The organism is Streptomyces sp. WMMB 322 (genome assembly GCF_900090145.1).
Taxonomy (GTDB): domain Bacteria; phylum Actinomycetota; class Actinomycetes; order Streptomycetales; family Streptomycetaceae; genus Streptomyces.
The window spans coordinates 403,622-415,708 of record NZ_FMHI01000003.1 but is presented as its reverse complement, the minus strand read 5'-3'; the positions used below and the strand labels follow the sequence as shown (position 1 = coordinate 415,708).

Below are 12,087 nucleotides of genomic sequence, written 5' to 3'. Positions count from 1 at the left end.
CCGGTACGGGAGCGGCACGTAACGGGTCGAGGAGCAAAGGATCACCGCGTGCAGGGACGGCGCGGAAAGGCAGCAGCGGCATGACCAGCACGGCCGACGGCCCCGGCGCCGTCACAGCGACTCCCGCACAGGGCACACCGCTTCCGCACGAACCCGCCGGCAGCGGCCCGGTCACGCACGGAATCGGCGCGTCCCTCCCCTCGGCCGAAGCCCCCGCCAAGGCCGAGGGCACCTTCCCCTACGCCGCCGACCTGTGGGCCGAGGGCCTGCTGTGGGCCGCGGTCCTGCGGTCGCCGCACCCGCACGCCCGGATCGTGTCCATCGACACCACGCAGGCCGCCGAACTCCCCGGTGTGCACGCCGTCGTCACCCACCAGGACGTCCCCGGCGACGCGGGCCACGGACGCAGGGTCGCGGACCAGCCCGCCTTCGCCCGCGACGTCGTGCGCTACTTCGGCGAGCCCGTCGCCGCCGTCGCCGCCGACCACCCGGACACGGCACGGCTGGCGGCCGCCGCGATCTCCGTCGAGTACGAGCCGCTGGAGGCGGTCACCGACCCGGAGAAGTCCTTCGAGGCCGAACCCCTGCACCCCGACGGCAACTTGATCCGTCACATCCCGCTGCGCTTCGGCGACCAGGACGTCACCGGCGACGTCGTCGTCGACGGCCTCTACCGCATCGGCCGCCAGGACCCCGCGCCCATCGGAGCCGAGGCGGGCCTCGCCGTGCCGCGTCCCGACGGCGGCGTGGAGATCTACACCGCATCCACCGACCCGCACACCGACCGCGACCTGGCCGCCGCCTGCTTCGGACTGCCCCCCGAGCAGGTCAAGGTCGTCGTGACGGGCGTCCCCGGCGCGATGGGCGACCGCGAAGACACCGGGCTGCAGGTGCCGTTGGGCCTGCTGGCGATGAAGACCGGCAGCCCCGTGAAGATCGCCGCCACCCGCGAGGAGTCCTTCCTCGGGCACGCCCACCGGCACCCCACCCTGCTGCGCTACCGCCATCACGCCGACAGCGAGGGCCGGTTGGTGAAGGTCGAGGCACAGATCCTCCTCGACGCCGGCGCCTACGCGGACACCAGCGCCGACGCCCTCGCAGCCGCCGTCTCCTTCGCGGCCGGCCCGTACGTCGTGCCGCACGCCACCATCGACGGCTGGGCCGTGCGCACCAACAACCCCCCGTCCGGCCACGTGCGCGGCGAGGGCGCGATGCAGGTGTGTGCCGCGTACGAGGGCCAGATGGACAAGCTGGCCGCCCAGTTGCAGATGGACCCGGCAGACCTGCGCCTGCGCAACGTACTGGCCACCGGCGACCTGCTGCCCACCGGCCAGACCGTCACCTGCCCCGCACCCGTGGCCGAACTCCTCACCGCCGTACGGGAGTCGCCGCTGCCGCCACTGCCCAAGGACAGCCCCGAACGCGACTGGCTGCTCCCGGGCGGCCCCGAGGGAGCGGGCGAACCGGGCGCCGTGCGCCGCGGAGTCGGCTACGCGCTCGGCATGGTCCACATGCTCGGCGCGGAGGGCGCCGACGAGGTCTCGACGGCCACCGTCAAGGTCGACGGGCCCGTTGCGACGGTGATGTGCGCCGCCGTCGAGACCGGGCAGGGCTTCACGACGCTGGCCCGTCAGATCGTGCAGGAGACGCTGGGCATCGACGAGGTGCACGTCGCCCCGGTCGACACCGACCAGCCGCCCGCGGGCGCCGGCTCGCACAGCAGGCACACCTGGGTCTCGGGCGGCGCCGTCGAACGGGCGGCGAAGATGGTGCGCACGCAGCTGCTGCAGCCGCTGGCCGCGAAGTTCGGGATGTCCACGGAGCTGCTGACGATCGCCGACGGAAAGATCACCTCCTACGACGGTGTCCTCTCCACGACGGTCGCGGAGGCCCTGGAGGACAAGGAGTTGTGGGCCACCGCCCAGTGCCGTCCGCACCCCACGGAGGCGCTCGACGACACCGGGCAGGGCGACGCCTTCGTCGGGCTCGCGTTCGCCGCCGTACGCGCGGTCGTCGACGTCGACGTCGAACTCGGCTCGATCCGCGTGGTGGAGATGGCCATCGCGCAGGACGTGGGACGCGTCCTCAACCCCCGCCAGCTCAACGCCCGCATCGAGGCCGGCGTCACCCAGGGAGTCGGCGCGGCCCTCACCGAACACCTCCGCATCAACCGCGGCGTCGTACGTCAGCCCGACTTCACGGGCTACGCCCTGCCGACCGCCCTGGACGCCCCGGACATCCGCATCGTCCAACTCATCGAGGAACAGGACGTGGTGGCGCCCTTCGGAGCCAAGGCCGCCTCGGCGGTACCGGTGGTCACCTCCCCGGCGGCGGTGGCGGCGGCGGTCCGCGCGGCCACGGGCATGCCGGTCAACCGCCTTCCGATCCGGCCGCAGACGGCTGTGGGGGGATGAGGGGGCGCCTGATCGGCGCTGGGCCTGGGCATGGCGGCGGCCCTGTGCCGATGGGCGGTTGTGCGCGCGGCGTGAGTTCGCATCACAATCTGATATCCCTGACCCTGTACAACAGGGCACCGCCGTAGGGCATTTGCACCATTTGCTCGGGCGGCGGTCAGGGTCCGCTTCCGCTCTTGCCAGCGGGTTCGTGCATCGTGCGGGCAGTAGCCGTCCCGGCGGCCGGATTCCGAGCGCGCTAAGCGCAGGTAACTCCAGGCCAATGACAGACTGTCAGTGGCACTTACTAGGGTGTACCTGATACACGCGTAAGGCACCATGGTGCACGGCTGTCCGCGGCGCGGCCGCAGAGTCGGCCTGCACGCACCCGCAAAGCGCAGGGTGGAGCGGCACAGCCGCATGACGATGACGGAACGGGGAGGCGCAGCCGTGGGTGAGATGCGAGTCGACCTCAGTGAGCTTGAGGAGACGGTACGCAAGCTCGGTCGGGTGACGTCCGCCATGGGCGATTCGGTGACCAAGAGTCAGTACAACACGTTCCTTCCGAAGCATGCGCTGGGTAAGGGCTTCGCCGAGCAGACCGAACTCGACAGTGCGCACACGGAGATGAAGTCGCACATCGAGGAGATCATCAAGGTTATCCACGACGTCATCGACGAATTCGGAACCAACACCAAGAAGGCGCACGGCAAGTACCAGAACGCCGAGCACGACGCGAAGCACGGTATGGACAGCGGCCGTTCAGGGTCCGGCAACTAACGGTCAGGGGGCAAGGACGACATGGGTGACGACACCGGGCTCGACAAGTACACCGACACCGGCAACATGTGCTACGCGGGCGAGGTCAAGACCGCGTTCGCGACGCAGGAGAGCATCGACTCGATGAAGGCCATGCTCGCCGACGCCAAGCCGGAGCAGGTCATCGAAGTGGCCGACGCCTGGCAGAACATCCACGACCACCTGGTGAACGGCGGCGGCAGCGTTAAAGGAGACTTCGACAAGGCTGTCGAACACATCCTGCAGCACTGGGAGGGCGAGTCCGCTGACGAGTTCGCCAAGAAGGCGAAGAGGATCAGCAAGCAGATCTCTGACTGCGCCACATATGCCAACTACACATCGATCGCGATGCGAAACGCCGGCCAGAAGCTGAGCGAGATCAAGCCGAAGGTCGACGCGATCGAGAAGCCCGGGAAAATCTCCAGTGGGCTGAACGCACTGGGAGACGGATTCTCTCGCGACGACAGCAAGTGGAGGGGCGAGATCCAGGGCAACCAGGGTGCGCAGAAGGCCCTGGACAACCACGATGACGACCTCTCGGCCGGCAAGGAAGAGCAACTCAAGGCCGCCGCCCACATGGAGACTCTGGCCATTGCGTACTCGTCGCAGACGAAGACGATGGGGTCGTGGGAGAAGCGACCCCGCCCCGTTGACCCGGGGGACGACTATCCGGGCGACCCGGGCGGTGTCGCCCCTGTTCCTGTGGCGGTGACTCCTGACGGGGGCGGACCTGGCGCGGCGGTCTCCGGTACCTCCCGGACGGCAAGCCCGGTAGGAAAGAGTGCGCCGAAGTCGACGTCACCCGCTGCGGCCACGAAGGTGGACGGTATCTCCGGTGGAACCGCGACGACCCCGCACCGTGGGGGCGCGAATGCGGGCACACCGGGCGGCGCTCCTGCTGTCGGAGCTGGTTCGGGCCCCGGTACAGGCGGTGTGCCGGGTGGCCCGGGGTATGTGGGTGCGAACTCCGGGAACCGCGGAGTCGCCGGTAAGGGCATCGGTGCGGGGAAGGGCGTCGGTGGACGGCTTCCGGCCGGTCTCGGTTCAGGCGCCGGAGGCAAGGGCGCGGGTGCCGCAGTGGGCCGTGGCCCGCTCGCACGTCAGCGGGGCGGCACGCTCGACACGCCGGCACAGGGCAAGGGCACTGCCCGCCAAGGCGGTCAGGGTCTGCACTCCAGCCGCGGCGGCACGATGGCAGGCGAGCGCGGTAGAGGTGCAAACGGTGCCATGCGTGGCGGCATTGGCGGCAACAATGCTCGGCGCAATCAGGGAGAGAGGGAGCAAGGAGAACGTCCCGACTATCTCGTCGAGGACGAGGAGACCTGGATGCCCAAGCGGCGAGACGTAACCCCGCCCACCATCGGCTGACGAACGCCGGGCACACTTACGAGATATCGCAAGCTTTGGGGGTGCGGCCATGTGGCCGCACCCCTCCGCCGGAAACAAAGGGACTCGACAGATGGGCATTACGCGGGCCGTGCACGTCATCAGCGGCGCAGTGCTAACTGGGGCGTTGGTCATTTCCTCAGCACCGAACGCGACAGCCGATCAGATCAGAGACGACCAGTGGGTATTGAACGCCCTTGATGCCGAGTCCATTTGGAAGACAACCAAGGGCAAGGGACAGACCGTCGCTGTCATCGATGACGGTGTTAACGCTGACCACCCCGACCTCATTGGGAATGTCCTAAAGGGCAAGGACTTCATTGACGGTGGTTCCACGGCGCCGGCAGGAGGTCAGGACCATGGTACCGCCATGGCAGGGATCATCGCTGCTCATGGGCACGGACCGGGGAACGGCGATGGGGTCGTTGGCCTGGCGCCGGAAGCCAAGATCCTCCCGATTCGGGACCTTGGGCGTCGCCAAGATGGATATGCGACATCCATTAGGTACGCCGTTGATCATGGCGCATCTGTGATCAACATCTCCCAGGCGGGAGAGACGAAACTGGATGGGGATGGTGAATCGGAAGCCATCTCCTATGCCTTGAAACGCAACGTCGTCATCGTTGCCGGAACAGGGAACGACGGGGGTCCAGTTGGATATCCCGCTGCCTACCCCGGTGTGGTAGCGGCAGGCGGCCTTAACAACGACGGTTCTCACTGGGACAATTCCAACCGTGGTAAGCAGACCATGCTCAGCGCTCCTGCCTCGAAGGTCGTTTCGACTGGGGGGAAAGCCAATGCGGACGCTTACCGCATCGGAACCGGTACTTCCGATGCCACTGCGTATACTTCCGCCAGTGTTGCTCTCGTGAAAGCGAAGTACCCCGATCTCACCGCCGGTCAGGTTGTCAACCGCCTTACCAAGACCGCCGAGATGCCCGCTTCGGAGAAGGGTACGAAGCTTCCGGATGAGCGGTATGGCTACGGTGCGATCCGCCCCCTGGCTGCGCTCCAGGAGGACATTCCCAAGGGCTCTAAGTACGGTCCGCTGTCTGTTCCTCAGCAGATCAAGAACGAAGAGAAGGCAGCGGAGAAGGAGCGCGAGTCGAAGACCCTCCAGGAACAGGCCGACCAGAAGATGGTAATTGCCTGGTCCGTGATCGGGGTCCTGATTCTCGTTGTAGTGCTGGTCATTGTGCTTCTTGTCGTGAGGTCCCGCCGAAAGCGGAACCGAAACAACGGCTCTGGCGGTCCCGGTGCTCCCGGCGCTTACCCTATTCAGCCCGGCTCGGCTCCCGGCTATGGCCAGCCCCCGCACCAGCAGGGGCCGTACGCTCCGCAGCCGACGGCGCCGCCTCAGCAGCCGCCGTACAACTGAGGGACTGCTAGCGCCTTTTCGTGTAAAGCCTGCTCGGGCTGCTGCCCCAATGTGGGTGCGAGCCCCGGATAAGGCCCGAGTCCGTAGAGCTTTTGGGGTCGTCGTCGCCGGCGATGCATGGCCGAGGGGCTCCCGGCGCAAGCACGACGACAGGAGACAGGGGAGCCTCCGGACAAGCTCGTCGAGGACGAGGTAGAGCTGGATGCCCAAGCGCCGGGGTGTAACCGCCCACTATCGGCTGAAGAAGTACCGAGACACCGCGAGGTACCGCAAGTTCGGGGGTGCGGCCACTTGGCGGTACCCCTCCGCCGGGAAAAGGGATTCGACAGATGGGCATCACGCGGACTCTGCGCGTAATCGGCAGCGCAGCGCTGACCGGGGCACTCGTCTTCACTTCAGCCCGGAACGCTGCAGCCGATCAGGTCAGAGACGATCAGTGGGCACTGAAGTCCCTGGATGCCAAGTCCATTTGGAAGATCACCAGGGGCAAGGGTGAGACGGTCGCGGTCATCGATGATGGCGTCAATCCACAGCACCCCGACCTCAAGGGAAGCGTACTCAAAGGCAAGGACTTCATCAGCGGCGGTTCCACGGCCCCGGAAAACGGAGACGACCACGGGACGGCCATGGCTGCGATCATCGCTGGCCACGGCCATGGGCCCAGGGGTGCGAATGGGGTCATGGGCCTTGCTCCTGAAGCCAAGATTCTGCCGATCCGCGCTGATGGCGGCAGTGTGACGGCGCTCAAAGAGCCCATCAAGTACGCAGTTGATCACGGCGCCACGGTGATCAATATCTCGCGGGGAGGTACCGCCGGAAAGGCTTCTGACGAGGGCGAGGCGATTGCTTACGCCTTGAAGAATAACGTCCCGGTTTTCGCCTCAACTGGAAACTCCGGGGAGGAGGTTGAGTATCCTGCAGCGCAGCCGGGAGCCGTCGCGGTTGGTGGTGTGACGGAAGACGGGACACTGTGGGAGAACTCCAACAAGGGGCCGCAAACGCTTCTGACCGCACCCGCTACGCGGATTGTCTCGGCCGGTGGGGGAAGTGGCTTCTACCGCTCCGGCACAGGTACCTCTGACTCGACCGCTTATGCATCCGCTGCCGCCGCTCTTGTGCGTGCCAAGTTTCCCAACCTCACCGCCGGTCAGATCGTCAACCGCCTGACGAAGACTGCCGAGATGCCCGCTTCCGAGAAGGATGCGAAGCTTCCGGACGAGCGATATGGCTACGGCGCGATCCGTCCTCTGGCGGCGCTCCAGGAGGACATCCCGAAGGGTTCCATGTACGGCCCCCTCTCTCTCCCGCGACAGATCAAAAATGACCTGAAGGCAGCGGAAAAGGAACGGGAGTCGAAGATTCAGCAGGCGCAGTCCGACAGGGAAGCGGTCATCCTGTGGATCATCACGGGCGTACTCGGCCTTCTTTTCGTCGGCGGGATCATCCTCACCGTCGTGCTCGTACGACGTCGCAAGAGGAACCGGAACAACGGTCCCGGCGGCTTTGGTGGCCCAGGAGCTTCGGGCGGTTACCCGTACCCGCCTGGCCAAGCCGTCGGCTACGGCCAACCTCCGCACCAGCAGCAGCCGTACTCGCCGCAGCCGACGGCTCCGCCTCAGCAGCCGCCGTACAACTGACGGTTCTCCAGGGGAAGGGGTTCGCATCTGGCCCGTGTGCGAACCCTTCTCCTGTCTGTCTTGTCGCTTCCCGCTCCGCAACGCGCGGCCTTCGAGCCCGCGGTCAGCTGGTGGAGGTATGCCGCACCGTTACGGTTCAGGTGGTCAAGCGGTAAGCCTTACGCGTCAGCGGCGAACGCCGGACCGGTGCAGCCTTTCATCGGGCTGTTGAGGATTTCGTTGCTCAGGATGCGGCCGATGGTGCCGATGAAGGCGCCCCAGCGGTCACCCGGCATGCTCAGCCCTGAGAACACTTCGGGACGGTGCTCGTCAGGGGCGTAGGGCTTGTTGCTGTCGGGGTAGGAGGTGAGCTCAGCACGAAACACGGCTTTGAGGCTTTCGCCCGGCGCCAGCGCTCCGGCTACACGCTCTTCGATACGTCGGTCCGCTATTAACAGGCTCCCTGTCTCGCCGTGGGTTGGTCAGCCGAAGTCGTCCGCCACGGCAGTGTTGGACACCCGGGTGCACAACGTGCTCACCTCGACGGCAGGCCGCCGTCTGGTGCTGTCGGCGCTGTTGAAACTACGATCACGTGACTCCCGGAGTGGAGGGTGAGGCCCGGTCGAAAGCCCGACTCGACCTCCTCCCACCCGAGTTCGCGGTTGCGCGTGGTGGTGCTTTTCAGGGCGCCGCTCGGCCCCCGCGGCCGCCGGACCGTCAGCCCGTCGCCTCTTCCCGCGGGTCGGCCGCCCGGTGCTTGCGCCACTCGGGGGCCAGCACCGACCAGACCTCAATGTCGTGGCGCTTGCCCCGGTACGCGTAGAGCTCGCGGAGGACGCCTTCCTTCGTCATACCGAGGCGGCGGGCCACGGCGATGCTCGGTTCGTTTCCGACCGATACGAGCCACTCGATCCGGTGGATGCCGCGTTCCTCGACCGCCCAGTCGATGATCACGCGCGATGCCCTGGTCACCAGGCCCTTGCCCGCCGCCGACGGTTCCAGCCAGCAGCCCGCCTCCGCGGTGCCCTGGGCGACGTCCATGACCCGGAAGAGGACTCCGCCGACGAGTGTCCCGTGCAGCCAGATGCCGTGGATGCGGCCGGTGTCGGTGGCGGCCTTCTCGGCGTACCGCTGGAGGTGCGCGCGGCTGGATTCCAGGTCGGGGACGACGTCCGGCAGTCCGATGTACTGCCCGATGAACTCCCGCCCACGGTCGATGTGGTGCAGGAACTCCTCGGCGTGCCACGGTTCGAGCGGCCGCAGTTCGGCGCCGTCGATGCCAAGCGGTACCGCGTACATGGTTCCTCCACGATCGATGACGGCGGTGGGCGGCGCGAAGTCATGTCCCGCCGCCCATAGTTCGAGTCCTGCCAGTAGTTCTTGTCCCCGTCCTGGGCCCTGCTTCAGGTCCCGTACGTACGAAAGAGGGCGAGGGTTTGCAGGAGTTGGGAGTGGTGGGGCCGGGGCGGGTCGCGCGGGGTGAACCAGCCCAGGGAGTCGAACTTATGGGGTTCGCCGATGGCCACGCGTTCGGGGTCGACGTGCACGGCGAAGATCACGGCCACCCAGTGCGAGACGGGGCTGCCGCGGAGGATGTTGCGGACGCCGACGGTCTCGATCGCGAGCGGGGTCGCCGTGTACTCCTCGCGGACCTCGCGGGTCACGGCCTCCTCGAACGTCTCGCCGTGTTCGAGGGCGCCGGCGCCGGTGTCCCAGGTGCCCGGTTCGTCCCGCGCGCCCGCGCTGCGACGGGCCAGCAGCACCCGGCCCGCCGCGTCGTGGCAGACGAAGACACAGGAGACGGTGGGTGCCGTCAGTGCCCTGTCACGGGGGAGTGCCGGTGGTGTCGCGTTCATGGCTCCTGCTCGTCGTGCTGCTGCTTGGGAAGTGCCTCGATCTGCCTGCGTGGCAGTTGTTTGGTCGGAGGCCGTCGGTTTCTGCTGAGCCGGCGCGTTCTCCGGCGGCGGTTCGTGTGTCAGAAGTGGCGGGTCAGCTCGGTGAACGTCTCCAGGTGCAGGACCTGTTCGTCGCTGTGGTCGAGTTCGTCGTGTTCCAGCACCCAGGTGTGCTGGTTGGGGATGAAGACGGCGTTCATGCCGGCCCGGCGTGCCGGCAGGATGTCCGACCTGGGGGAGTTGCCGATCATCCAGCTCGTGGCGGGTGTGAGCCCGTGGGAGCGAATCAGCCGGCGGTAGGTCGCTTCGTTCTTCTCCGGGACGATGCCGATCTCCCGGAAGTGGTGGGCCAGTTCGGACATGTCGATCTTGCGCTGCTGCTCTTCCGGGTCGCCCTTGGTGAGCAGGAGCAGGTCGTGGCGTTCGCCGAGTGCGGTGAGCGTTTCGGCGACTCCGGGTATCAGCTCGACCTGGTGGTCGACGAGCGCCGCGGCCAGCTCTTTGATCTCCTCGTGCTCCCGGTCCGTCGCCGGCCTGCTGCGCAGCCGCTCCACGCAGTCGGCGAGGCTTCGCAGCAGCGACTGGGTGCCGTATCCGTGCGTGACGGTGTTGGCCCGTTCGATGTCGTCCAGTACGGTCCGCAGTTCGCGCCTGTCCAGCGTGGGATGGGCCAGCCAGTCCAGGAAGTCCTCGATGACGCGCTCGAAGAGGACATTGTTCTCCCAGAGTGTGTCGTCCGCGTCGAAGACGAGCACTTGGCGGCTGTGTCCCACCCCGACCTCCCCGAGTCGCCCCACTGTCCTCGCCGGACGGTAATCGCGGTGCGGCCTGCCTGCCAGTGGTTTTCAGGCGGGGTGGGTGGCAGTGGCGTATCCGACGAAGTCCGCCCAGCGGGCCGGGGCGACGCTGAGTACGGGCCCGTCCGCGTGCTTGGAGTCGCGGATGTGGACCGTGGAGGGGCACTGCGCGATCTCGACGCAGTTCCCGCCCTCGGTGCCGCTGTAGCTCGACTTCCGCCAGGTGACGGCGACTTCGAGGCAGTCCCCGCCTTCCGTACCGCTGTAGCTGGACTTGAACCAGGTCGGTTCGCTGCTCATAGCTCGGCTGCCACCCTTCTGAGAAACCGTGCCGACTGCTCTGCGTTCAGAGCCTGCATTCGGATCATTCCATGCCGCTCCCTCAGCACCCGGACCTTTTCCGGGTCGCCGTAGAGGTACCGCATCTCGTGACTCTCCTCATACGCATAGTGCTCGCGCTCTTCGGTCTCCAGGAGCACGAAAGCCCCGTTGAGACCCGCATGTGCACCGGTGTCGGCCGGAAGCACCTGGACGGAGACATTGCGCAACTGACCCATGTCCGCCACGTGTTCAAGCTGGCGGCGCATCGTCTCCCGCCCGCCCACCGAGGTGCGCAGCGCTGCCTCGTAGATCACGAACGTGAAGAGCGACGTGGGCTTGCTCTCCAGCTTCTCCCGGCGCTGCATTCTCGCCGTAAGTCGCTGCTCGATCGTCTCGTCGTCGAGCGGTGGGCAGTGCGCGTCGAGCAGGGCCCGCGCGTACTCTTCGGTCTGCAGCAACCCGGGAATGAATACGTTCTCGTACGAGTGCAGCGCGAGCGCCGACGCTTCCGCCTGCATGAACTCGTGGGTACGTGCCGGGTACTTCTCCGGCTCCAAGTAGTCCGTCGCAGCCCGGAGTTTGCCTCTCGCATCGCACATGTCGTCCGCGATGTCGAGAACACGCCGCGTGGGCTTGCGGCGGCCCTGCTCCATGGACTTGATGGCTTCGTAGCTGTAGCCCGCCTCGCGGGCGAGGTCTTCGCGGCTGACGTCGGTCTGGATGCGCCAGCGCTTGAGCTGGTTGCCGCAGTAGCGCCAGGCGATGGGTGGCTGGGTCATGGTCGTGCCGTCGATGGTCATGGTGCTCACCGTTCCCCTGCGATGCGTCACACTGTGCAACGCTGTCGTTACTGGTTGAGCTTATGTGCAGGTCAGCACCTTTGAGGCATGGATGGTGAAACTCGGCGGCGACGGACTGATCGATGCGATGGCGGCCGCGGCGGAGGAGATGCAGCTGCGGGTCGGTTCCGAGCTGCTCGGTCACGCTGATGCAGTGATCGGCGTCGGCTAACGTGCCGGGCCGGCACTCCACCGAGCGAGGGAGAATCGTCCATGGCCACCGATGCCACCGGTCTGGAAGTGATGTACCGGGGGACGGTCTACCCCTGGCACTGCGACCAGATGGGCCATATGAACGTCATGTGGTACGTCGGGAAGTTCGACGAGGCCACCTGGCAGCTCTTCGCGAGTTTCGGCATCACGCCCGGCTATCTGCGCACCAGCGGCCGTGGCATGGTCGCCGTCGATCAACGCATTTCGTACCGGCGGGAGTTGCTGGCCGGGGACATCGTCGTGGTGCGCTCGGCGGTGCTGGAGGTGCGCGAGAAGGTGATCCGCTTCTGTCACCGGATGGAGAACGCCGCCACGGGGGAGCTGGCGGCCGTCACGGTCCTGACAGGCGTCCACTTCGACGTGGAGCGGCGGCGTTCCTGCCCGTTGCCTGACGAGCAGCTGAGGGCGGCCCAGGCGCTCGTGACCGATTTCGATCCCGGCATCTGACATG

The 12,087-nt window shown here is 66.8% G+C and carries 13 protein-coding genes; 7 read left to right on the top strand and 6 right to left on the bottom strand.

The window, feature by feature from the left end; translation table 11 throughout:
• Window positions 1-80 precede the first annotated feature (80 nt).
• The 5 genes from H180DRAFT_RS07700 to mycP (H180DRAFT_RS07680) all read left to right on the top strand — a co-directional run bounded on the left by H180DRAFT_RS07700 (window position 81) and on the right by mycP (H180DRAFT_RS07680) (window position 7,592).
• Window positions 81-2,414 carry a xanthine dehydrogenase family protein molybdopterin-binding subunit gene (locus tag H180DRAFT_RS07700; protein WP_055485202.1) on the top strand — a complete coding sequence of 778 codons (2,334 nt, stop codon included), beginning with the start codon at window positions 81-83 and terminating at the stop codon, window positions 2,412-2,414.
• Between the two features lie 438 nt (window positions 2,415-2,852).
• On the top strand, window positions 2,853-3,173 hold the full coding sequence (locus H180DRAFT_RS07695) for a hypothetical protein (protein ID WP_254665928.1): 321 nt from the start codon (window positions 2,853-2,855) through the stop codon (window positions 3,171-3,173).
• A 21-nt stretch (window positions 3,174-3,194) separates the two neighbouring features.
• Window positions 3,195-4,559 (top strand): hypothetical protein, encoded by a 1,365-nt coding sequence (locus tag H180DRAFT_RS30775; protein WP_055485201.1) that lies wholly within the window; start codon window positions 3,195-3,197, stop codon window positions 4,557-4,559.
• A gap of 91 nt (window positions 4,560-4,650) precedes the next feature.
• On the top strand, window positions 4,651-5,955 hold the full coding sequence (mycP, locus tag H180DRAFT_RS07685) for a type VII secretion-associated serine protease mycosin (protein WP_055485200.1): 1,305 nt from the start codon (window positions 4,651-4,653) through the stop codon (window positions 5,953-5,955).
• Window positions 5,956-6,284: 329 nt separating this feature from the next.
• A complete protein-coding gene (gene mycP, locus H180DRAFT_RS07680) occupies window positions 6,285-7,592 on the top strand; it encodes a type VII secretion-associated serine protease mycosin (RefSeq protein ID WP_074466674.1) in 1,308 nt (435 codons plus the stop codon).
• Between the two features lie 158 nt (window positions 7,593-7,750).
• On the opposite strand, the gene H180DRAFT_RS07675 is transcribed toward mycP (H180DRAFT_RS07680), so the two are convergent.
• The 6 genes from H180DRAFT_RS07675 to H180DRAFT_RS07650 form a co-directional block, all read right to left on the bottom strand.
• Window positions 7,751-7,957, bottom strand: a complete 207-nt coding sequence (locus H180DRAFT_RS07675) for a hypothetical protein (protein WP_055485199.1) — start codon at window positions 7,955-7,957, stop codon at window positions 7,751-7,753.
• Between the two features lie 331 nt (window positions 7,958-8,288).
• Entirely contained in the window at window positions 8,289-8,870 is a 582-nt protein-coding gene (locus H180DRAFT_RS07670) for a GNAT family N-acetyltransferase (protein WP_055485198.1), read from the bottom strand.
• 104 nt (window positions 8,871-8,974) lie between these two features.
• Window positions 8,975-9,427, bottom strand: a complete 453-nt coding sequence (locus H180DRAFT_RS07665; protein ID WP_055485197.1) for an NUDIX hydrolase — start codon at window positions 9,425-9,427, stop codon at window positions 8,975-8,977.
• Window positions 9,428-9,546: 119 nt separating this feature from the next.
• Window positions 9,547-10,239: an HAD family hydrolase gene (locus H180DRAFT_RS07660; RefSeq protein ID WP_074466673.1), complete on the bottom strand. Its 693-nt coding sequence runs from the start codon at window positions 10,237-10,239 to the stop codon at window positions 9,547-9,549.
• 72 nt (window positions 10,240-10,311) lie between these two features.
• Complete coding sequence (locus tag H180DRAFT_RS07655) at window positions 10,312-10,563, bottom strand: DUF397 domain-containing protein (protein ID WP_055485195.1); 252 nt, start codon at window positions 10,561-10,563, stop codon at window positions 10,312-10,314.
• Window positions 10,560-11,384, bottom strand: coding sequence for a helix-turn-helix domain-containing protein (locus H180DRAFT_RS07650; protein ID WP_254665915.1), 825 nt, complete (start codon window positions 11,382-11,384; stop codon window positions 10,560-10,562). The genes H180DRAFT_RS07655 and H180DRAFT_RS07650 overlap by 4 nt, the downstream gene beginning before the upstream one ends.
• 64 nt (window positions 11,385-11,448) lie before the next feature.
• On the opposite strand from H180DRAFT_RS07650, the gene H180DRAFT_RS29750 reads away from it, so the two are divergent.
• Together H180DRAFT_RS29750 and H180DRAFT_RS07645 are read left to right on the top strand one after the other, a co-directional pair.
• The gene (locus H180DRAFT_RS29750; protein WP_159033565.1) at window positions 11,449-11,595 is read left to right on the top strand and encodes a hypothetical protein; all 147 of its coding nucleotides are present in this window, start codon (window positions 11,449-11,451) and stop codon (window positions 11,593-11,595) included.
• A gap of 41 nt (window positions 11,596-11,636) precedes the next feature.
• On the top strand, window positions 11,637-12,083 hold the full coding sequence (locus H180DRAFT_RS07645; RefSeq protein WP_079099921.1) for an acyl-CoA thioesterase: 447 nt from the start codon (window positions 11,637-11,639) through the stop codon (window positions 12,081-12,083).
• Window positions 12,084-12,087 lie beyond the last annotated feature (4 nt).

What these genes read in the sequence shown, in the direction of transcription:
- H180DRAFT_RS07700 (WP_055485202.1), top strand. Translation starts at nt 81, where the DNA reads ATGACCAGCACGGCCGACGGCCCCGGCGCCGTCACAGCGACTCCCGCA.
- H180DRAFT_RS07650 (WP_254665915.1), bottom strand. Translation starts at nt 11,384, where the DNA reads ATGACCATCGACGGCACGACCATGACCCAGCCACCCATCGCCTGGCGC.
- H180DRAFT_RS07645 (WP_079099921.1), top strand. Translation starts at nt 11,637, where the DNA reads ATGGCCACCGATGCCACCGGTCTGGAAGTGATGTACCGGGGGACGGTC.
- mycP (WP_074466674.1), top strand. Translation starts at nt 6,285, where the DNA reads ATGGGCATCACGCGGACTCTGCGCGTAATCGGCAGCGCAGCGCTGACC.
- H180DRAFT_RS07695 (WP_254665928.1), top strand. Translation starts at nt 2,853, where the DNA reads ATGCGAGTCGACCTCAGTGAGCTTGAGGAGACGGTACGCAAGCTCGGT.
- H180DRAFT_RS30775 (WP_055485201.1), top strand. Translation starts at nt 3,195, where the DNA reads ATGGGTGACGACACCGGGCTCGACAAGTACACCGACACCGGCAACATG.
- H180DRAFT_RS07670 (WP_055485198.1), bottom strand. Translation starts at nt 8,870, where the DNA reads ATGTACGCGGTACCGCTTGGCATCGACGGCGCCGAACTGCGGCCGCTC.
- H180DRAFT_RS07665 (WP_055485197.1), bottom strand. Translation starts at nt 9,427, where the DNA reads ATGAACGCGACACCACCGGCACTCCCCCGTGACAGGGCACTGACGGCA.
- H180DRAFT_RS07655 (WP_055485195.1), bottom strand. Translation starts at nt 10,563, where the DNA reads ATGAGCAGCGAACCGACCTGGTTCAAGTCCAGCTACAGCGGTACGGAA.
- mycP (WP_055485200.1), top strand. Translation starts at nt 4,651, where the DNA reads ATGGGCATTACGCGGGCCGTGCACGTCATCAGCGGCGCAGTGCTAACT.